Annotated in this window: 17 protein-coding genes and 2 tRNA genes; 17 read left to right on the forward strand and 2 right to left on the reverse strand. The window is 37.9% G+C overall.

What is annotated here, in order from left to right; genetic code table 11:
• Positions 1 to 198 precede the first annotated feature (198 nt).
• The 17 genes from ATCC51562_RS01210 (at position 199) to ATCC51562_RS01290 (ending at position 19,109) form a co-directional block, all read left to right on the forward strand.
• Positions 199 to 1,563, forward strand: a complete 1,365-nt coding sequence (locus ATCC51562_RS01210; RefSeq protein WP_021090421.1) for a coproporphyrinogen III oxidase family protein — start codon at positions 199 to 201, stop codon at positions 1,561 to 1,563.
• Positions 1,563 to 3,197, forward strand: a complete 1,635-nt coding sequence (locus ATCC51562_RS01215; protein WP_021090415.1) for a multidrug ABC transporter permease/ATP-binding protein — start codon at positions 1,563 to 1,565, stop codon at positions 3,195 to 3,197. The genes ATCC51562_RS01210 and ATCC51562_RS01215 overlap by 1 nt, the downstream gene beginning before the upstream one ends.
• Before the next feature lie 105 nt (positions 3,198 to 3,302).
• Complete coding sequence (locus ATCC51562_RS01220; RefSeq protein WP_021090439.1) at positions 3,303 to 3,692, forward strand: NAD(P)H-quinone oxidoreductase subunit 3; 390 nt, start codon at positions 3,303 to 3,305, stop codon at positions 3,690 to 3,692.
• Entirely contained in the window at positions 3,674 to 4,186 is a 513-nt protein-coding gene (locus ATCC51562_RS01225; protein WP_021090422.1) for a NuoB/complex I 20 kDa subunit family protein, read from the forward strand. Before ATCC51562_RS01220 ends, ATCC51562_RS01225 begins: the two co-directional genes overlap by 19 nt.
• Complete coding sequence (locus ATCC51562_RS01230) at positions 4,183 to 4,941, forward strand: NADH-quinone oxidoreductase subunit C (protein ID WP_021090417.1); 759 nt, start codon at positions 4,183 to 4,185, stop codon at positions 4,939 to 4,941. The genes ATCC51562_RS01225 and ATCC51562_RS01230 overlap by 4 nt, the downstream gene beginning before the upstream one ends.
• A complete protein-coding gene (gene nuoD / locus ATCC51562_RS01235) occupies positions 4,938 to 6,167 on the forward strand; it encodes an NADH dehydrogenase (quinone) subunit D (protein ID WP_021090425.1) in 1,230 nt (409 codons plus the stop codon). The genes ATCC51562_RS01230 and nuoD overlap by 4 nt, the downstream gene beginning before the upstream one ends.
• Entirely contained in the window at positions 6,164 to 6,394 is a 231-nt protein-coding gene (locus tag ATCC51562_RS01240; protein WP_021090434.1) for an NADH-ubiquinone oxidoreductase subunit E family protein, read from the forward strand. Before nuoD ends, ATCC51562_RS01240 begins: the two co-directional genes overlap by 4 nt.
• The gene (locus ATCC51562_RS01245; protein ID WP_021090436.1) at positions 6,391 to 7,101 is read left to right on the forward strand and encodes a hypothetical protein; all 711 of its coding nucleotides are present in this window, start codon (positions 6,391 to 6,393) and stop codon (positions 7,099 to 7,101) included. Before ATCC51562_RS01240 ends, ATCC51562_RS01245 begins: the two co-directional genes overlap by 4 nt.
• A complete protein-coding gene (locus ATCC51562_RS01250) occupies positions 7,098 to 9,398 on the forward strand; it encodes an NADH-quinone oxidoreductase subunit G (RefSeq protein WP_021090429.1) in 2,301 nt (766 codons plus the stop codon). Before ATCC51562_RS01245 ends, ATCC51562_RS01250 begins: the two co-directional genes overlap by 4 nt.
• Positions 9,391 to 10,386, forward strand: coding sequence for an NADH-quinone oxidoreductase subunit NuoH (nuoH, locus tag ATCC51562_RS01255; protein ID WP_021090442.1), 996 nt, complete (start codon positions 9,391 to 9,393; stop codon positions 10,384 to 10,386). Before ATCC51562_RS01250 ends, nuoH begins: the two co-directional genes overlap by 8 nt.
• Positions 10,387 to 10,394: 8 nt before the next feature.
• Positions 10,395 to 11,012 (forward strand): NADH-quinone oxidoreductase subunit NuoI, encoded by a 618-nt coding sequence (gene nuoI / locus ATCC51562_RS01260; protein WP_021090420.1) that lies wholly within the window; start codon positions 10,395 to 10,397, stop codon positions 11,010 to 11,012.
• Between the two features lie 23 nt (positions 11,013 to 11,035).
• Complete coding sequence (locus tag ATCC51562_RS01265; protein WP_021090431.1) at positions 11,036 to 11,572, forward strand: NADH-quinone oxidoreductase subunit J; 537 nt, start codon at positions 11,036 to 11,038, stop codon at positions 11,570 to 11,572.
• The gene (gene nuoK, locus ATCC51562_RS01270) at positions 11,569 to 11,871 is read left to right on the forward strand and encodes an NADH-quinone oxidoreductase subunit NuoK (protein WP_021090418.1); all 303 of its coding nucleotides are present in this window, start codon (positions 11,569 to 11,571) and stop codon (positions 11,869 to 11,871) included. The genes ATCC51562_RS01265 and nuoK overlap by 4 nt, the downstream gene beginning before the upstream one ends.
• Positions 11,872 to 11,874: 3 nt before the next feature.
• A complete protein-coding gene (nuoL, locus tag ATCC51562_RS01275; RefSeq protein ID WP_021090426.1) occupies positions 11,875 to 13,713 on the forward strand; it encodes an NADH-quinone oxidoreductase subunit L in 1,839 nt (612 codons plus the stop codon).
• Complete coding sequence (locus ATCC51562_RS01280) at positions 13,713 to 15,224, forward strand: NADH-quinone oxidoreductase subunit M (protein WP_021090416.1); 1,512 nt, start codon at positions 13,713 to 13,715, stop codon at positions 15,222 to 15,224. The genes nuoL and ATCC51562_RS01280 overlap by 1 nt, the downstream gene beginning before the upstream one ends.
• Positions 15,221 to 16,711, forward strand: coding sequence for an NADH-quinone oxidoreductase subunit NuoN (gene nuoN / locus ATCC51562_RS01285; protein ID WP_021090430.1), 1,491 nt, complete (start codon positions 15,221 to 15,223; stop codon positions 16,709 to 16,711). The genes ATCC51562_RS01280 and nuoN overlap by 4 nt, the downstream gene beginning before the upstream one ends.
• A 22-nt stretch (positions 16,712 to 16,733) precedes the next feature.
• The gene (locus ATCC51562_RS01290; protein ID WP_035167142.1) at positions 16,734 to 19,109 is read left to right on the forward strand and encodes a tetratricopeptide repeat protein; all 2,376 of its coding nucleotides are present in this window, start codon (positions 16,734 to 16,736) and stop codon (positions 19,107 to 19,109) included.
• A gap of 580 nt (positions 19,110 to 19,689) precedes the next feature.
• On the opposite strand, the gene ATCC51562_RS01300 is transcribed toward ATCC51562_RS01290, so the two are convergent.
• Positions 19,690 to 19,764: transfer RNA gene (locus ATCC51562_RS01300), tRNA-Glu, on the reverse strand.
• Positions 19,765 to 19,772: 8 nt separating this feature from the next.
• Positions 19,773 to 19,848, reverse strand: a tRNA-Lys gene (locus ATCC51562_RS01305).
• Positions 19,849 to 20,034: the final 186 nt, after the last annotated feature.

The following is a 20,034-nucleotide window of genomic DNA, read 5'->3' on the forward strand; positions in this document are numbered from 1 at the left end:
GAGCCAAGAAGTAACTTCCTTAAGCTTTGGGATTAAAATTTGATCGATACGTGAAATTTGCGGATTCAAAAAATTAAAATTTATAGGCCAAATTTATCTGGCTAAGCTAAAAATTTCTTTAGCACAAGGCTAAATTTATTAAAAGTTAGCTATCCTAACACATCAATTTAAAACCAAACTTATTTAAGGTGATTAGTTATGATCTTTAAAAATATTGTCGAGAATTTTACCGTAAATTACGCTCATAATTCTATTCAAAGATCACTATATAATGAATTTAATATAGACATTTTAACCACAACCTACACCAAAACTCCCAAAAAAGACAAAAAGTATATGCTCTACGCACATGTACCATTTTGTCACACATTCTGTCCATATTGCTCGTTTCATAAGTACCACTATGAGCAAGAACTTGCAAGAGTTTACTTTGAAAATTTACGTGAGGAGATGAGGCAGGTTAAAGAGGCTGGATTTGACTTTGATTCACTTTATGTTGGCGGTGGTACGACGCTTATAAATGAGCCTGAGCTTGAGAAAACACTTAAGCTTGCAAAAGATCTTTTTAGTATAGATGAAATTTCAGCAGAAAGCGATCCAAATCACATTTCACCCGAGAGTTTAGCCAGATTTGATGGATTAATTGATCGCTTAAGTGTTGGCGTACAAAGCTTTGATGATGAAACGTTAAAGAGAGTTGGCAGATATGAAAAATTTGGCTCAGCCAAGGAGATAAAAAGAAAGCTTGAGCTTGCTCTTGGAAAGATCCCAGTCATTAGCCTCGATCTTATCTTTAACCTCCCAAATCAAACAAAAGAGCAGCTCATAAACGACATAAACACTGCAAAATCGATCTCTCCGCAACAAATCACCTTCTATCCACTTATGAAATCAGAGCTAACAAGAGAGAATATAGCTCGCTCACTTGGCGTTTCAAACGTAGATAATGAGCGTGAATTTTATGAGATAATCACTGAAGAATTTAGCAAAAGTAACTACAAACAAAGCAATGCTTGGGCATTTTCAAACGAAAAAAGTGCTGACCTTCGCGATGAATACGTGGGCTCAAATTTAGAGTACGTGGGCGTGGGTAGCGGGGCATTTAGCTTTCTTAACGGTGAGCTTGTAATAAACGCGTTTAATCTACTTGAATACGGCAAAAGGATAAAAAATAGACAAAGCCCAGTCATCGCAAAATGTGGTTTTAGCAAGAAAGAGCGACTTAAATATACATTTTTAACAAGGCTTTTTGATGGCGGAGTTGATATTAAAAGATATAATGACGAAAATAGCACAAACATTAACAAGGCCTTATTTATGGAGATTAGCTTGCTTAAGCTTGTAAATGCAATATATGAAGAAAATGGCATTATTAAGCCGACATTTTTTGGCAAATATATCTGCATCGTGCTTATGCGTGATTTTTACGCCGGTATGGACAAAGTGCGTGCGATATTTAAAGATGACGCTAAGATAAAACGAAGCAAGGTACTTCGTATAATGAGCGAAAATACTGAACAAAAGTATGAGCCAAATATCATTCAGCCACGAGCTGCGATGTAATGCTTGCAAATTTAATCAAAGAAAATATCTACCCAATTTCTAAAATAGTGTTATTAACGCTCGTATTTAGCGGACTTGGTGTCTGGACTCTTTCATTTATAAATAATGAGCTTGTAAGCTTAAAAGAATTTGACACCTTTGTAGCGGTTAAATTTATAGCAGTTTTACTTTTATTTTTTGTAAGCGCCATCGCCGCAAATATATCGCTCACAAATTTTGGACATAAATTTATCTACGAGCTAAGATATCAAAGTGTAAAGCAAATTTTAGATACGCCAAATAGCGTGATAAATGAGATCGGTAAGGCAAAGATCATAGCTAGCCTAAACAATGACATAAAAACGATCACATTTGCTTTTATGAGTGCTACTGGCTTTATACAAAGCTTAGTTTTTATCGTCTGTGCTAGCATCTATCTTTGTGTAATCGCTCCAAAAATTTTTATCTTTTTGTCCATTTGGATCGGTACAACTCTTTTTATAAATATGCTTTTTATGAAAAAAATTCATCTTTATTTTAAGCATTCTAGAGTTCAAGATGACGCATTGCAAAAGCACTACGACGATATCGTAGAGGGGCATAGAGAGCTTAGTTTAAACAGGGCAAGGGCAAGTGCCTGCTTTGATGAGTTAAATTTTACAGGCGATAAAAAACGTCAAAATATGGTAAAGGCCGATATTTATCACGCATTAAGTGATAATTTCACAAACATTATGCTACTTGGCTCAGTAGGACTTTGTGTATTTTTGTGCGTGGCATTTGACTGGGCGAGCCTGCAAACAGCACTAAGCATTAGCCTAACGATACTATTTTTAAGAGGCTCTTTTATGAGTATGGTTGGCTCCATACCAGCCGCACTTAGCGCAAAAGTGAGTTTAGAAAAGATCATGAGCTTAAATCTAAATAAATTTAAGGAAGGATTTAAATTTGACGATAGCCTAAGCGATAATTGGCAAAACATAAAGCTAAAAGATATAAATTTCAACTACACTCACGGCAAATTTAGCCTAAAAGACATAAATTTAGAGATCAAACGCGGTGAGATAACATTTATCATCGGTAAAAATGGTAGCGGCAAAAGTACGCTTATAAATTTACTTTGCGGGCTAATGCGCCCAAGTAGTGGCGAAATTTACCTTGATAGCACAAAAATAGATGAAGGAAATTTACAAAGTTATCAGGCAAAGATTAGCGCTATTTTTGCTGATTTTTATCTATTTTCACAAACGCTCTCTCATAATGGCTTTGCTAGCCAAAACGAAATAGACGAGCTTTTAGCCTTGCTTGAGATCGACAAAAAAGTAAGTGTCATAGATAATAAGCTTAGTACCACGCAACTCTCAACCGGTCAGCAAAAGCGTCTAAGTCTTTTAATAGCTATTTTAGAGCACCGTTCTATCCTTATCCTAGATGAATGGGCAGCCGATCAAGATCCGCTCTTTAAGCGAAAATTTTATAAAGAAATTTTGCCATTTTTGCAAAGTAAGGGCATAAGTATAATCGCTGTTAGCCACGATGATAGCTATTTTGATGTAGCAACTAGGATCATCTTAGTAAAAGATGGCTTTGTGCGTGAGCTAGACGAGAGCGAGCGAATAAGTGCTGCAAAAGATGCAGTCGAGAAGATAAAATAGGAGTAATTTTTACACAAAAGCACAATACTCACCCTACTCTTAAGCCGTTTCAAGCTCAAATAAATTTAAATTTAGTAGAATCTTAAAAATTAAAAAAGGCAAAGTATGTCACATTCAGAGCTTGAAAGTACCTATTTTGGTGCATTTATCATACTTTTACTAGCAACTTGTTCATTTTGTTTAATAACATTCTTATCTTCAAAAATAAGCAAAAAACTAGCCAACCGCAATACCCAGCGTCTAAAACTTGGCTTTTATGAGTGTGGTCCAACCACCGTAAAACAGCCAAATAAGATAAATATCCACTACTTTTTTTATGGAATTTTATTTATTTTGTTTGATGTTGAAGTCATCTTTATGTATCCGTGGGCGGTGGATTTTAGGCTACTTGGAATTTTTGGACTAATCGAAATGTTGCTTTTTGTGGCGATTTTACTTATCGGCTTTGCTTATGCTTGGCAAAAAGGAGTCTTTAAATGGCAAAGCATCAGATAAATTACGCTACAAATGGTGGCTTGCCAGTCGTTTTAACAACCGTTGATAAGCTAGTTCAATGGGGCAGGAGCAACTCGCTTTGGGCACTTAGCTACGGGCTTGCTTGCTGTGCGATCGAGATGATGGCAAGTGGCGCTAGCAGATATGACTTTGATAGATTTGGCACCATTTTTAGGGCTAGCCCAAGACACTCAGAGGTGATGATTATAGCTGGCACGTTAACTAAAAAACACGCTGAATTTACAAGGCGTCTTTATGATCAGATGCCTGAGCCAAAATGGGTCATCTCGATGGGTAGCTGCGCAAACACTGGTGGCATGTTTAACACCTACTCTACCGTTCAAGGCGTAGATAGGATAATACCAGTTGATATCTACATCCCAGGCTGTGCCCCGCGTCCAGAGACGCTTCAATACGCACTTATGATGCTTCAAAAAAAGATAAGAAAGCAAAGTGCATTTAGGGCGCAAAAGCCAAGAAAGCTTGAGATATGAGAGAGTATAAGCCAAAGAATGATCTGCAAAAAAAACAGTATTACAAAGAGAAATTTTACATAGAAAAGCAGACGCCAAAAGATGAAGTAAAAGATTCTAAATTTGATGAAGAGCTAGCCATCTTAGAGCAAAGTGGAGTAGAAATTTTATCTAGCTATGTGGAGTTTGATCAGCTTGTAATTTATGTAAATTCTAGTGAAAATTTTAAAGCTCTTGAAGTATTAAAATCTCTTGGTTACGAACAGCTTAGTGAGCTTGCAGCACTTGATTTTATAAGTGCAAAAGGCGGATATGAAGTCTTTTATCAGCTTCTTAGTATCAGTAAAAATAGACGCACTCGTGTAAAATGCTTTGTAAAAAAAGATGAAAAGCTAAAAAGCGTTTGCGAGCTTTATAAAAGCGCGAACTGGGCTGAGCGCGAGATGTATGATTTAAGCGGCGTTTTAATCAAAGATCATCCAAATTTAAAACGTCTCATCATGCCTGATGACTGGCACTCACACCCACTCTTAAAGAGCTATCCGCTAACTGGCGACGAGGCTGCTAAATGGTACGAGGTGGATAAAATTTTTGGAAGCGAGTTTAGAGAGCAGATCGGCGAAGAGAACCGCGACCCAGCCTATATTGAAGAGAAAGATACCTTTGGTTTTTCAAGAGTGTTTAGTGAAGACTACGAGTATCAAGAAGAAGGCGGAGTAAAATTTGTCAAAAAGGCTAAATTTAGTCAGAGCCAAATAGTAAAGGAACGACCTTGAGCCAGTCACCAAACCGCTTAAAACCATTTTTTGAAAATTTAGAATTTGAGCAAAATGACGGCAAGATGATACTAAATTTTGGACCACAGCACCCAAGCGCTCATGGTCAGTTAAAGCTTGTGCTTGAGCTTGATGGCGAAAAGGTCGTGCGTGCTATGCCAGAGGTTGGCTTCATGCACCGAGGCGTTGAAAAAATGGCTGAAAATATGACCTATCAGGAATTTATCCCAGTGACTGATAGGGTTGATTACATAGCATCGAGTGCCAATAACTACGCATTTTGCGCGGCTGTGGAGAAGCTTTGCGCTATAGAAGTGCCTAGACGTGCGCAGATTATTAGAGTGATGCTTTTGGAGCTAAACCGCATCAGCTCACACCTTTTGTTTTTAGCCACGCACGCCCTTGATGTTGGGGCTATGAGCGTATTTTTATACGCATTTAGAGAGCGTGAATACGTCCTTGATCTCATAGAAAAATATTGCGGCGCAAGGCTAACACATAGCTCGATAAGGATCGGTGGCGTACCGCTTGATCTACCTGATGGTTGGTGCGAGGAGCTGCTTAAATTTTGTGAGAAATTTCCAAGCGATATCACGCTTTATGAAGATCTGCTAAGTGAAAATAGAATTTGGCAAGCAAGGCTTGTAGATGTGGGCGTAATTAGTAAAGAACTAGCCATTAGTAGCGGCTGCTCTGGCGTCATGCTAAGAGCAAGCGGTGTGGCGCGTGATATAAGAAAAGAAGAGCCATATCTCATCTATGATGAGCTAGAATTTGACGTGCCTTATGCGACACACGGCGACTGCTGCGCAAGGTATCTGCTTTACATGAAAGAGATGCGTGAGTGCGTGAAAATTTTAAAGCAGTGCGTTAGCAAGTATCAGACCAGCAGCCCCGCCATCATCGCCGACGCGCCAGATTACGTGAGCGCTTCAAAAGAGCAAATAATGAGCCAAAACTACTCATTAATGCAGCATTTTGTGCTTATAACTCAGGGTCTAAAGCCACCAAAAGGCGAAATTTACTTTGCCAGTGAGTCGCCAAAGGGAGAGCTTGGAATTTATATAAACTCAGACGGCAGCGCAAGCCCATATCGCCTAAAAATTCGTACACCTAGCTTTTGGCACTGTGCTATTTATGAAGATTTATTGGTAGGCCAGTACGTTGCTGACGTCGCTACGATAATTGGTAGCACAAATATCATCTTAGGCGAGGTCGATAGATGAGAAGGGTCGATCTTAGGCACTTAAAGAGTGAGTTTTTGAGCGCTCTTGGACAGCAGATAAAGGCTGGCGAGGCTGGCGAAGTGATTATATTTTTATTTGAGATAGGTGATTTTAGCGGCGTGACAAAGGCTGTAAATTTAGCCTCTAATCTAAACTGCGAAGTGATGAACTCGCTTAAATTTAACCAAGTTGATTGGGTATTAACTATAAAAAAGGGCAAGATATGAAATTTAATGATTTAATAGCAGGCAAAAGCTTAAGCATTGCAAATTTACTAAGCTTGAGCGATAAAAATTTAGCAAAAAAGATGAAAGAGCACGAGTTTAAATACATCTCTTGCATCGAAGATAGCGAGCTTGGCGGCGAAAATTTAATCCGCTGCGAAATAGGCTCAATAAGCTACGTCTTAGCTCTTCTTTGCAAATACGCAAATTTATCTTGCGATGAGTTTTTTAGCGAGCTTGATGATGGACTGATAAGCGGCGAGTGCAATGTTGGAGAAGAGGAATTTGAAGAGCTTGGCGAGTGGATAAAGGATGTTAAAAACATCGTTATTGATGATTCATTTTTTACTCATCCAGATAAAGATGCGATCTTTTGGCTACTTGAAATTTTAGGCAAAAATGTCGTTTTAGCTGGTGGTTGCAAGAAAGAATTTAATGATTATCATAAAATAGACGAGCTAAAAGAGCTTGAAAATTTTGACGGAGCGGTCGTTTATCTAAACAAAAACGCAAGCGATGAGATCGTGGGCGGCGTGCAGTTTGGCATCGTAGCAAAGGCAAAAGATGGCGATATGCTAGAGCTTAAAGCAAAAGATTTTAGCGTGACGGCAAAATTTAAACTAGACCATTCGCTAAAAGGCACAGTTGCGATATTTGGCGCAAAAGATTTTGATGGATACGCATTTAAGCAAGTAGTAGTTAATAAATGAAAATAAGCATAAATGATCAAATTTTAGAAGCAGATGAAGGCGAGAGCATCCTAAGTATCGCAAGAGCAAATGGAATTTATATCCCAGCTCTTTGCTATCTTAGCGGCTGCTCACCAACTCTTGCTTGTAGGCTTTGCATGGCCGAGGCAAATGGCAAAGTAGTTTATAGCTGCAATGCCAAAGCAAAAGAGGATATGCAAATTTATACAAACACGCCAGAAATCGCTGCCGAGCGAAATGCGATCATGCAGACTTACTGCGTAAATCATCCGATTCAATGTGGCGTTTGTGACAAAAGCGGCGAATGTGAACTACAAAATTTAACCACACATTTAAAAGTAAATGAACAAAAATTTGCCATCGTTGACACGCACAAACCACATAAAAAATGGGGGCTAATCAACTACGATCCAGCTCTTTGCATAGTCTGCGAAAGATGTGTCACTGTTTGTAAGGACAGGATAGGCGAGAGTGCACTAAAGACCGTACCAAGGGGCGTTGAAGTGCCAAAAGAACTAAAAGAGAGTATGCCAAAAGATGCCTACGCAGTTTTTAGCAAGATGCAAAAAAGCTTAATAGGCCCAAGCGTGGGCGAGAGTTTAGACTGCTCATTTTGTGGCGAGTGTATCAGTGTTTGCCCTACTGGAGCACTTATTAGTTCGCATTTTCAATATAGCACAAATATCTGGGAGCTAAACCCTGTCTCAGCTGCAAATCCGCATCAAAGCGACTGCGAGCTAATTTACTATGACATAAAAGAAAAGAGCACTAGCGACAGAAGTAAGCAAATTTACCGCGTCAGCAATGACTTTACATTTGGCGAGATAAGTGGAGCAGCTAGGTTTGGTTATGACTTTCACAACGAGCTTGCCTGTAAAAATGAAGAAAAATTTGAAGAGATTGTTTTAAATATTAAAAATGGCGCGATCAAAAATATAAAATTTAATAGCTTTATCACGAACGAAGAGGCCCTTATTTTAGAGCGTTTAAGAGAGAAATTTGATCTAAATTTAATAAACAATGAGGCGCTAAATTATCAAAAATTTTTAAATAAATTTAGCGAATTTAGTGGGCTTAGCTCATATAACGCAGACTATGAAGATATTAAAAATAGCGATTTTATCATCAGTGCTGGCAGTTTCTTAAGACACGAAAGCCCAGTGACAAGCTTTAAGTTAAATAATGCTTTAAAAATGAATAAAGCAGCTGGAATTTACTTTCATCACATAACCGATGAGGTCGTTAAAAAATATTCTAAAAATTTTATCTATGTAGCGCATGAAGCTGGAAAATTAGAGCAAATTGTACTTTTTATACTTAAAAACTGGGGTGAAAATTTACCTAGCGCACTTACATCAAAACTTGAAAATTTTGATGAAAATTTTGACTTAGATGTACCGGCTTTAAGTGATGGCAAAAGCAAATTTACGCTCATTTTAGGAAGCGATTTTTACACGGATGAAAATGCGAATTTACTAGCCGCACTTACTGGAGTGATCGCAAGAGCTACGCCGTTTCGTGTGATGCTAATACCACCACGCACAAACTCACTTGGCGTTGCTAAAATTTGCACTCTTGCAAGCGAGAAAAAGCCTGGCAAGACGCTTGGCTATAACGAAAATGGCAATTATAAATTTAGCATTTTTGAAGGTGACATCGATGCTAGCGCGCTAAATCAGCAAGAAGGCACATTTACAAGCATAAATAACGCCTTAGTGCCAACAAATGTAGCGATACCGCACAAAGGTTATTTTCTAAACGATATTGCAAATGCACTTGGACTAATGGCTAAAAATACGATTGATTACACGCCAAATTTACCAAAAGAAAAGGGTTATAAAGGCATTAAATTTGATGATTTAGAAAATTTTTACGCAAACGACGGCACAAGCCACATAGGTTATAAACTAGAAATTTCAAATTTCACGCCAAAAGAGGACATAGAGTCACTTTTTAAAGAAAAAAATGAGCCAAATTTAAAAGATGGCGAAGCTCTAGTTAGCCTTGCAAATCCTATAAATTTGCCATCATTTTTTGCAAACTATGCCACGCAAACAGCCAAAAGAGCGAAGCTTTATGCAAGTAGCGAATTTATGGCTAAATTTGAAATTTCACAAAATGAAGCAATTATTTTAGAAAAAGATGGGCACAAGCTTGCCATTTGCGTGGAGCTTGATAGCGAGCTTGGCGGAGTCGCTGCATATTTAGGTAATTATGACGATAAGCTTGATGTGGGGGTTATATTTAATGGCAAAAGCTACGCCGTAGTTAAAATTATAAAGGCAAAAGATGAGTGAAACACTATTTTTTGTGCTAAGCACTATCGTTAAAGCTGTGGTCATCTTAGCCGTCATGGCAAGCCTTGCAGGGCTTGCGACTTATGCTGAGAGAAAGGTATTAGCCTACATGCAGCGCCGCGTTGGGCCTGATATGGTAGGGCCAGCTGGAATTTTACAGATAGTAGCTGACATGATAAAACTCTTTACAAAAGAGGACATCGTACCAGCAAATACGAATAAATTTATCTTTTTAATAGCTCCACTAATATCAGCCATTGCCGCCTTTGCAGCGCTTGCACCTGTGCCGTTTTTGCCTGAGTTTGAAATTTTTGGACATACATTACGTCCGATTCTCTCAGATATAAATGTTGGTATTTTATACATCGCTGGTGTTGCTTCAGTTTGCGTCTTTTCTCCACTTGCAGCAGGTCTTGCAAGCTATAATAAATTTGCATTAATTAGTGCAGCTCGCGCAGTAGTCTCACTTCTTAGTTTCGAAATAGTCGCTGGCATGGCTCTTTTAAGCGTCGTAATGGTCACTAGCTCACTCTCACTTGTGGATATAAACAACTATCAAAAAGGAATTTTTGGCTGGCTTATATTTAAGCAGCCACTTGCCTTTTTGCTATTTTTAATAGCAAGCTTTGTGGAGTGCAATAGAACGCCATTTTGCTTAACAGAAAATGAAACAGAGATAGTGGCAGGCTATGGCACCGAGTATAGCGGCATGAGATGGGCGATGTTTTTCATCGGCGAGTACACAAATATGATCGCTGCTAGCATCATCATTACGATTTTATTTTTAGGTGGATTTAACGAATTTTTATTTATCCCAGGTGCTTTGATGATCATCTTAAAATCAAGCATTGTCTTTTTCTTTTTTCTTTGGGTAAGGGCTTCATGGGCACATTTAAGAGTTGATCAGTTAAGTGCATTTTGCTGGAAAATTTTGCTTCCTCTTGGAATTTTAAATATCGTAGTCACTGGCTTTATGCTACTAATCTAAGGCGAAAAATGAGTGAGAAAAAATATATTTTAATAGATGAAAAGTTAAAGCCAAAGAGCACGTTTGATAAATTTAAACACTTCATCGCTGTTACATTTAAGCCTGATCTTTTGATCGGACTAAAAGTCACGATAAAGCAGATGCTCTTTAGCAAGTCACATACTTTAAAATACCCTATGCAAAAGATGGAGCTAAACGCTAGATATAGGGGCATTCACAAGCTTTTGAAATTTGTTGAAAGTGAAAATGAACGTTGCATTGGATGCGGGTTATGTGAGAAAATTTGCGTTAGCAACTGCATTTCGATGAAGACTTCACTTGGCGAAGATGGGCGCAAAAAGGTCGCAAGCTACTCGATAAATTTAAGTAGATGCGTGTATTGTGGATTTTGTGCTGATGTTTGCCCTGAGCTTGCGATAGTTTGCGGACAAGAGTACGAAGTCGCAAGTGAGAGCAGAATTATATTTGGCACAAAAGATGAGTTTTTGACAAAGGATAAATTTTTAAAAGATCAAAGTGAGTTTGAAGGATACGGAGCGCTTCCTAAAAATGCTGATAGCTTAATCAAAAAGACACCAAATGCATTTATAAGCGAAAATGAAAATGAGACAAACAGTGATGAGTAGTATAAATTTTAAAAGGGCAAAAGATGTATGAGAGCTTTGCATTTTATCTTTTTAGCGCCTTGGTTTTAGTTAGCTTTTCTTTTAGCGTATTTTGTAAAAACGCACTAAATGCAGTCTCTGCGCTAGCTACTGGCATGGTCTTTATCTCGGCTATATTTTTCTTACTTGGAGCGGAATTTCTAGGCGTAGTGCAGATAATAGTCTACACAGGTGCTGTGGTCGTTTTATATGCATTTGCGATGATGTTTTTTGATAGCAGTAAAGAGTATGAGCCAAAAAGTAACAAAAAAGCAAAGATCACCATCTATATTTTAAGTAGCTTTATAGCGCTTCTTTTGATATTTATATTTTTAGCTCCTATTTATGGTGCAAAATTTGATGGATTAAGTCCCATTTCTAGCGAGCTTGGCAATATCGAGGCTATTGGAATTTTTCTTTTTAGCAAGTATTTAATCGCTTTTGAGATGTGTGCTGTAATGCTTCTTGTAGCAATGGTTGCTGGCATTATCTTAATACATAAAGACCTAAACACTCAAAATACGCTAGAGGAGATGCTATGATAGGGCTTACCCACTACCTCATCCTTGCAAGTCTGGTCTTTGTCTTAGGGCTAATTGGCATAATGCGAAGAAGAAATTTGATCATGCTATTTTTCTCAAGTGAAATTTTACTAAACTCGGCAAATATCGCACTCGCGGCTATCTCAAAATACCACTTTGATCTAACTGGACAAATAGTTGCATTTTTTATAGTTGCCATCGCGGCTAGTGAGGTTGCTGTGGGGCTTGGCCTGCTCGTGCTTTGGTATAAAAAGACTGGCAGCATTAGCCTAGAATCGATGACAAATATGAAAGGCTAAGGGATGATTTTATTTTGTATTTCGCTATTTTTTCCACTTCTTAGCTTTATCGTTTCTGGACTTTTTTCACATAGCAGTAAAAATTTACTAATTGGTGTTTTTTGCTCACTTCTCATGATTATTAGCACAACCGCTTCGCTTATGCTAGCAGCCAGTCTTGGCATAGATGAGCCTCTAAATTTATCACTAAAAGAGTTTATAAATTTTGGCGGTTTGGATTTAAATTTTGGCTTCTACCTCGACGCCATTAGCCTTGTTATGCTTAGCACCGTTGGCGTGGTCGCAAGCATCGTGCATATCTACTCGGTTGGCTATATGAAAGACGATGCGAGCTTTAACCGCTTTTTTAGTTATCTTGGGCTCTTTGTCTTTTGCATGAACGTCCTTGTATCAAGCGATAATTTCATAGGACTTTTCATCGGCTGGGAGGGTGTTGGACTTTGCTCGTGGCTACTCATTGGCTTTTGGTATAAAAGAGCTAGTGCAAATATCGCTGCAAACGAAGCCTTTATAATGAATAGAGTCGCTGACCTTGCGATGCTTGTTGGCATTTTTTATATATTTTATAGCTTTGGCTCACTTAAATTTAGTGAAGTCTTTAACGCCAGAAGCGACTTTAGTGGGCTAAATTTAGGCATCATCGCCACACTTCTTTTCATAGGCGCCATGGGCAAAAGTGCGCAGTTTCCGTTTCACACTTGGCTTGCAAATGCCATGGAGGGGCCAACTCCGGTCTCTGCACTCATTCATGCTGCGACCATGGTAACAGCTGGCGTTTATCTAGTCATACGAGCAAATTTTATCTTTACAAACGCACCTGAAGTCTCGCACTTTATCGCTTACCTTGGCACATTTGTAGCGATATTTGCAGCTAGCATTGCGCTTGTGCATAATGACCTTAAAAAGATCATCGCCTACTCGACGCTTTCGCAGCTTGGATATATGTTTGTAGCAGCTGGACTTGGGGCATACAAGATCGCACTTTTTCACCTTGTCACGCACGCATTTTTCAAGTCATTGCTATTTTTGTGCGCTGGCAACGTTATGCACGCGATGAATGATGAGCTAAATATCAAAAAAATGGGCGGACTTTATAAATTTATGAAGCCAACCGCATTTCTTTCTATCATCGCAAGCTGCGCGCTGGCTGGATTTTATCCATTTGCTGGCTTTTTCTCAAAGGATAAAATTTTAGAGGTTGCTTTTAGTGAGAATAAATTTTTATGGATCATTTTGCTCTTTGGTGCGGTACTTACGGCATTTTATAGCTTTAGGCTCGTTATGCTCGTCTTTTTTACAAAGCCAAAGAGCGAGAAACACGTGCATGAAGCTAAAAACTACATGCTAGCTGGCATGGGCGTACTTGGAATTCTCTCAGTCATAAGTGGCTTTTTTTGGAGCAATTTTAGTGAGTTTTTAGAAAAAAGCTTAAAAGATTTTTTACTAAATTTATCTCATGGCAGTGAAATTTTCTTGCTCGTTTTAACACTTAGCCTAGTGCTAGCAAGTGCTGGCTTTGCTGTGTTTGCCTATAAAAAAGAAATTTTTAAAGAGAGTGTTTGCGAGAGTAGAATTTACAAAATTTTGCAAAATGCCTACTTTATCCCAAAATTTTATGAGAAATTTTTCATAAATGGCTACACGTTAGTTTCACAAATTTGTAAAAAGATTGATGAGATGATAATCGATCGCAGTGTCGATCTAGTCGCAACAGCGCTAAATAAATTTGCATTTTTAGCAAACAAAATGCAAAGTGGCGACTTAAGCATCATGCTTAGATTTATGGTTGCAGGATTTGCCTTGCTTTTAAGCTTTATATTTTTATTAAACGGAGCCAAATAATGCTAAGTGTAATCATATTTTTCCCTGCAATAAGCGCAATGCTAGGCTTCTTGATAGAAAATAAAAGTATAAAATTTTACGGAGCAAGCATCGCTCTCATAGAGCTTTTGCTAGCCATTTTTATCTGCATAAATGTCGATTTTCATGGTTATGGCTTTGTTTTAACGCATCAAGTCTCGCTCATACCAAGCCTAAATATCAGCTATTTTGTCGGCATCGATACCATTTCGCTTGTGCTTATAGTCCTTAGCGCATTTATGAGCTTCATCTCTATCGCCGCACTTAGCGATGATGGAAATTTAAAGCACCTAATTATTAGCGTGCTCTTTTTAGAGAGCACGATGATGGGCGTATTTAGCGCACTTGATATGATCTTGTTTTACAGCTTTTGGGAGCTTAGCCTCATACCGCTACTTTACATCATCGGTGCATTTGGCAGTAAAAATAGAATTTATGCTGCGATTAAATTTTTCATCTATACATTTTTGGGCTCTGTCTTTATGCTAGTGGCGATTATCTTTATCGGCTATCTGTGCTATCAAAAAAGCGGCGTCTTTAGCTTTAATCTGCTTGATTGGTATAAGCTTGGCATTGGAGAAAATGCTCAAATTTGGCTATTTTTAGCGTTTTTCTTCGCCTTTGGTGTGAAAACTCCATTATTTCCATTTCACACGTGGCTGCCTTACGCACACGGACAGGCTCCGACTATCGGCTCGGTGCTGCTTGCTAGCGTGCTTTTAAAGATGGGCACTTACGGCTTTGTGAGATTTTCACTCCCACTTTTTCCAGATGCGAGCCTACTTTTAAGCGGCTTTGTCTGCATTATAGCCATCATCATGATCATCTACGCAGCCCTCGTTGCCTACGCACAAAGCGATATGAAACAAGTGATCGCTTATAGCTCCATTTCACACATGGGTGTCATCATGCTTGGCATATTTTCACTAAATTTAATAGGCCTTGGTGGCTCGATATTTTTGATGATAAGCCACGGCATCGTAAGTGGCGCGCTATTTTTGTTAGTTGGTGTCATCTACGAGAGGGCTCACACAAAAGAAATTTGCGAATTTGGCGGCCTTGCTAAGGTTATGCCAAAGTATGCACTCATATTTTTTATAGCAACGCTTGCTAGCATTGGTTTGCCGCTAACCATTGGCTTTGTGGGCGAGTTTTTGAGCCTACTTGGCGTCTTTAAGCAAAACAAACTCTTTGCTCTACTTGGAGGCTTTAGTATCATCGTGGGCGCTGTTTATATGCTGGTGCTTTATAAAAGGGTATTTTTTGGCGAGTGCAAGGAGAAAAATTTAAGCCTAAAGGATCTAAATTTCAAAGAGCTAGTCGCTCTTGTGCCGCTTTGCTTGCTCATAATCATTCTTGGTATCGCCCCAAATTTAATCCTAAAACCACTTGAGCCAAGTGTGCAAAATATCATAAGCAAAATGCAAACTAGAGCGGTAGATAGCGACACAAAGGATAAAATTTTATCTTTAAATGGCGGGAGTAAACTATGAACGAAATAGCCTTTTTAGACCTTAAAGAGATTTCTTTATCTTCGGTTGCTCCGATGCTTAGCATGATAATCTTTGCGCTTTTTATCTTAATCGTTGGCACCATAAAAAAAGATCTTTCAAGAAATTTCTACTGCGTATTTTGTATCATCGCAATATTTGTAAATTTGGGCCTAATACTTGATTTTAACGGTCTTAGCCTTAGCTTTTGGGATATGCTTTTAGTGGACGGGGTTTCTATCATCTCACAAGTCATCATCCTAATCGCCTCAGCACTTTTTATCCCGCTCGCACTTAGCACAAAAGAGTATTTTGAGTACAAAATTTATGAATATTACGCGCTATTTTTATTTATGATAGCTGGATTTTTGTTTATGGTGAGTTCAAATAACCTACTCATCATCTTTTTAGGCCTTGAGATCAGCTCACTTTGCCTCTATACGCTAATAGCTCTTCATAACAAGGCAAAAAGCGTCGAAGCTGCCATTAAATACTTTGCTATGGGCTCGCTCTCGGCTGGCTTTTTTGCAATGGCAATAGCGATGTTTTATCTAGCGACAAACTCAATAGACATCACCCGTATCGGTATTGTGATAAAAGATCTTAGTCTAAATCAAAATTTGATCATTTTATTAGGCTGTGTTTTCATTGCCTCTGCCATTGGTTTTAAGCTCTCACTCATACCATTTCACACATGGATACCAGACGTTTATGAGGGTTCAAATGCCCCGCTAGCAGGCTATATGTCGATCGTGCCAAAGGTGGCAGCTTTTATCGTCGCGTTAAGAATTTTTACGATGCTTGAGGGCTCACAAATTTCATGGATAAAAGATATGCTCTACATCATCGCCGTACTTACGATGAGCCTTGCAAACATCATGGCGCTAGTGCAAAAAGACGTAAAAAGGATGCTTGCTTTTAGCTCCATAGCTCACGCTGGTGTCGTACTCTGTGCGCTTGTGGCAAATTCTCATGAGGCAAATGTCGCCTTATTTTTTTACTGGGTTATGTTTTTGTTTGCAAATTTGGGCGCATTTTCTATGCTTTGGGTGGCAAGATGTGACGACGTCGTCTGCTGGGACAAGCGCTTCAAGCATCCATTTGAGAAATTTTCAGGGCTTATAAAAATTTTACCAAGCTACGCTGTGATAATGGGAATTTTCATGATCGCCCTTGCTGGCATACCGCCTTTTAGCGTATTTTGGGGCAAGATGGTGCTTATTTCATCGCTTATCAAGTCTGGTTATATCGTACTTAGCGTTATAATCATGATAAATTCTGCCATTGCGATTTATTACTATTTAAAGCTAATCGTCTTTATGTTTCTAAAAGAGCCAATCGTAAAAGATAAAAATCTCTACACCGCAAATATCTCGATGGCATTAAAAGTAATTGTTGGCATTGCAGTAGCTGGAACGGCCTTTTCATTTTTATTTTCTGGAGCGATTTTGGAATTTATTGAGCATTTTGTCTTTGCTTCAGGATTTTAGAAAATTTAACTATAATTGCGGCATGAAAAAGCTCTTAATTATTTTATTTTTTCCGCTTTATCTAACCGCTTTTAATCTTAGCCTAAATAGCGGCGCAAATGGTGATAAACCTTATAGCGTTCTTCAGCTAAGCGATGAGCAAGAATTTGAATGCGTGGAGCAAATTTTAGCTTACGACACCAAACGCTATGTATGCATGCTAGATGATGAAATTTTGCCAAAAATTGAAGATACGACACTGCCATTAATGGATATAAAATATAAAAAGCAAGATGGCAAACTTTTTATCGTCATAATGCCAAAAGCACCGTCAAAACTGCTAAATATAAAAACTGAGCTTTATAGTAGTCAAAACGTGCAAGATAGCCCAAAAACAACCATTTCAAAACACTTTAGCATAATCATAGATACTTCGCTCAGTGAAAATAGCAAGAGAAAGTCTGGGCTAAATTTTAAACCCGATTTTAAAGATATGCTAAATCCTAGTATCGGAGCGCTTGATCTTAACAAAGCCCCTATTGCTGGGCTTGATAGTAATGACATTGATATATACATAAGCATAAAAAGAGCTTATGAAAAGGGTGCTTATGAAAATGTAGTAAAAGATACTCAAACAGCGATAGAAAGGCATCCAAATAGCCTTTTTTCAAGCGAATTTTTACTATTTCGCCTAAGAGCTCTTGATAAAATTTTTGAGTCAAAAAATGAGTTTGAAGAGATCGAACCAAAAGATATCGTAAGCGAAGGTAGGGCTTGGATCAGAAAATTTCCATCTGATGAAAACTATCCAGAGGTGCTCTACCTAATCGCTAGAGCCTACCTAAAAGATAGCATTGCAAGTGATGCAAAATATATGCTTGATATCTTAAACGAAGAGCATGCAAACTCAAAATTTACAAAACTTGCAGCGCTTGATTACGCTGATTATCTCTACAAGATAGGCAGACAAAAAGAGGCGCTAAAAGACTATGAAAAAGTGCTTTACTCCACAAACGACATCGACCTTGCAAGTAGAGCAGCACTAAGCCTAGCTGATGCAAATATTGATAAAGAAAAATTTGATGAAGCAAAGAAATTTATACTAAAAATCGCAAATGCGAATGAAAAATTTTTTATGAATAACCCAGCAAAGTCGATGAATCTTGCAACTACATTTGCAAGTAAAGATATGCCTGATGTGGCTGCTAAAATTTATGAAATCTTGATAAATAATAGCGATAGAACGAAAGATTTTTATGAAGTTGCTTTAAAAAATTTAGCACTAAATCTAGCCAAAACAAAAGATGAGAAAAAAGCATATGAATACTTAAATAGATATGAGACAGAGTTTAAATATGGTGATTATATCGATGAGGTGACTAAAGCAAAAGATGGATTATTCTTTGAAGAAGAGGATAAAAATGCAACTGCACTTCATGCAAGATATAAAGAGCTAATTGAAAAATATGCTGGAACAAATATTAGCCAAAAGGCTCTAATAAGCGAGCTTGAGCTGGATATTAAAGAGCGTAAATTCTCCGATGCACTATCTTACAAAACCATGGCAAAAGATGGAAATTTAAGTAAGGCAATGGAGCTGATAAATGAGGCTGCGCTAGAGCTTACAAAAGAGTATTTTATAAAAGATGATTGCACGGCTGTTATAAATTTACTTGAAAACTACGATATAAATAAAATCTCATTACCGCAATTTAAGCTCTTTAACTGCTATTACAGAACGGCCCGCTACAACGATGCACTTGAGCTCGCAAAAGCTCATGCAAAAGATGAAAATTTAGAAGATAGAGTTGAGTGGCTGGTAAATTTGAGCAAAATTTTATATAAAAATAAAGACTACGAGCATGCGATCATTGCCGCAAATGATGCGCTTTCACTTGGCTCATCAGTCGAATATTCAGATCCAACACCATCTCTTTTTGACAGGTTTTACTCATTGCTTGCGTTAAAACGCTTTACGGAGGCGATCTCAACCATTAGTGCTATTGAGCGGCTAAGAGGCCAAGACTTTAAGATTATCGAAGCATATACAGCCATAAGTGACTATGCGATGAAAAGTAATGACTACGCCATAGCTACAACGTATGCTAAAAAAGCTCTTGAGCTACAAACAAAAGCCAAGATAAATACATTTTCGCCAAAGATAAATTTTAACTACTCAGAAGCTTCACTAAAGACAGATAACCTAGATGAGGCGCTTGACGAGGCAAAATTTATACTAAATATGAAACTTGGACCAGAAGACCACTTACACGCTTTAAATTTGATAAGCGAAATTTATATAAGACAAAAGCAGTTTAAGTTGGCTAGGCCTTATTTAAATGAGTGCTCTGACTCAAATTTTGTAAGTCCGTATAAAGATGCTTGCAAAGCCAAGCTTGATATGATAGGCAAAAACTAAATAAAAAGAAATAGCTTGTTTGCTAGTTTTATATTTGAGCTTAAATTTTAACCTTTATTTTTGCTATTTAAGTTGAGCTTTCTTTATAATTGCGTCTTTAATATTTTTACATTGCCACCAAATGCTCTTTATATTATAAAAGAGCTATATTTTATCGTAAGCTTTAATATATTTTTACGCATGGATCCTGGCTGGTATGATCTTAAAAATTTTAAGCACCTTTCTCACAAACAAGAGAATTGGCCATTTTATTACCAAATATAGCTGTTTTATGTTTTATAAGCTTAAAAATTAAAAATGCTTATAAGTTTTTTGTCCAATAGATCAAAGCAAAAAACTTGTAACGCTATGTAATCACGTTTCTATGATGTAACTTTTATTATATTTATAAAGATTTTTAGCTTAATTGTAAGTTAGCTTCTAAAATTTATCACTTGCTACACGCTAATTAAACAACATTATAAAAATTGATTTTTATATTTTTAGTAGCAATTCGCTAAGTAAATAAGTATACATTTTAAGAAATTTTCTATAAAAATTTCTGTGTAGCAAATTAAAAAGAAAAAAGGATTAGAAAAAATGGTGACCCATACGAGACTCGAACTCGTGTTACCAACGTGAGAGGCTGGTGTCCTAACCGCTAGACGAATGGGCCAAAATGGATGGTGCCCCGTGTAGGCCTCGAACCTACGACCCCATCATTAAGAGTGATATGCTCTACCAACTGAGCTAACGAGGCAAGATTAAATAATAATAAATCTTAAAGTATTATCTTAGAACTTATAATCTTAAAATTTAATTTGACACTCAATAATGGGTGCTTTATTAGACACGACCTTAACCTAAGGTTTAATGGATGGCGCAGCGGACGGGGCTCGAACCCGCGACCTCCGCCGTGACAGGGCGGCATTCTAACCAACTGAAC

Source organism: Campylobacter concisus ATCC 51562, from assembly GCF_000466745.1.
GTDB lineage: Bacteria > Campylobacterota > Campylobacteria > Campylobacterales > Campylobacteraceae > Campylobacter_A > Campylobacter_A concisus_B.

Excerpts from the sequence above, each read along its gene's own strand:
- ATCC51562_RS01280 (WP_021090416.1), top strand. The coding sequence starts at position 13,713 with ATGCTAAGTGTAATCATATTTTTCCCTGCAATAAGCGCAATGCTAGGC.
- nuoH (WP_021090442.1), top strand. The coding sequence starts at position 9,391 with ATGAGTGAAACACTATTTTTTGTGCTAAGCACTATCGTTAAAGCTGTG.
- ATCC51562_RS01290 (WP_035167142.1), top strand. The coding sequence starts at position 16,734 with ATGAAAAAGCTCTTAATTATTTTATTTTTTCCGCTTTATCTAACCGCT.
- ATCC51562_RS01245 (WP_021090436.1), top strand. The coding sequence starts at position 6,391 with ATGAAATTTAATGATTTAATAGCAGGCAAAAGCTTAAGCATTGCAAAT.
- nuoL (WP_021090426.1), top strand. The coding sequence starts at position 11,875 with ATGATTTTATTTTGTATTTCGCTATTTTTTCCACTTCTTAGCTTTATC.
- ATCC51562_RS01215 (WP_021090415.1), top strand. The coding sequence starts at position 1,563 with ATGCTTGCAAATTTAATCAAAGAAAATATCTACCCAATTTCTAAAATA.
- ATCC51562_RS01220 (WP_021090439.1), top strand. The coding sequence starts at position 3,303 with ATGTCACATTCAGAGCTTGAAAGTACCTATTTTGGTGCATTTATCATA.
- nuoK (WP_021090418.1), top strand. The coding sequence starts at position 11,569 with ATGATAGGGCTTACCCACTACCTCATCCTTGCAAGTCTGGTCTTTGTC.
- ATCC51562_RS01210 (WP_021090421.1), top strand. The coding sequence starts at position 199 with ATGATCTTTAAAAATATTGTCGAGAATTTTACCGTAAATTACGCTCAT.
- nuoI (WP_021090420.1), top strand. The coding sequence starts at position 10,395 with ATGAGTGAGAAAAAATATATTTTAATAGATGAAAAGTTAAAGCCAAAG.
- ATCC51562_RS01250 (WP_021090429.1), top strand. The coding sequence starts at position 7,098 with ATGAAAATAAGCATAAATGATCAAATTTTAGAAGCAGATGAAGGCGAG.
- nuoN (WP_021090430.1), top strand. The coding sequence starts at position 15,221 with ATGAACGAAATAGCCTTTTTAGACCTTAAAGAGATTTCTTTATCTTCG.
- ATCC51562_RS01265 (WP_021090431.1), top strand. The coding sequence starts at position 11,036 with ATGTATGAGAGCTTTGCATTTTATCTTTTTAGCGCCTTGGTTTTAGTT.
- ATCC51562_RS01230 (WP_021090417.1), top strand. The coding sequence starts at position 4,183 with ATGAGAGAGTATAAGCCAAAGAATGATCTGCAAAAAAAACAGTATTAC.
- ATCC51562_RS01225 (WP_021090422.1), top strand. The coding sequence starts at position 3,674 with ATGGCAAAGCATCAGATAAATTACGCTACAAATGGTGGCTTGCCAGTC.
- ATCC51562_RS01240 (WP_021090434.1), top strand. The coding sequence starts at position 6,164 with ATGAGAAGGGTCGATCTTAGGCACTTAAAGAGTGAGTTTTTGAGCGCT.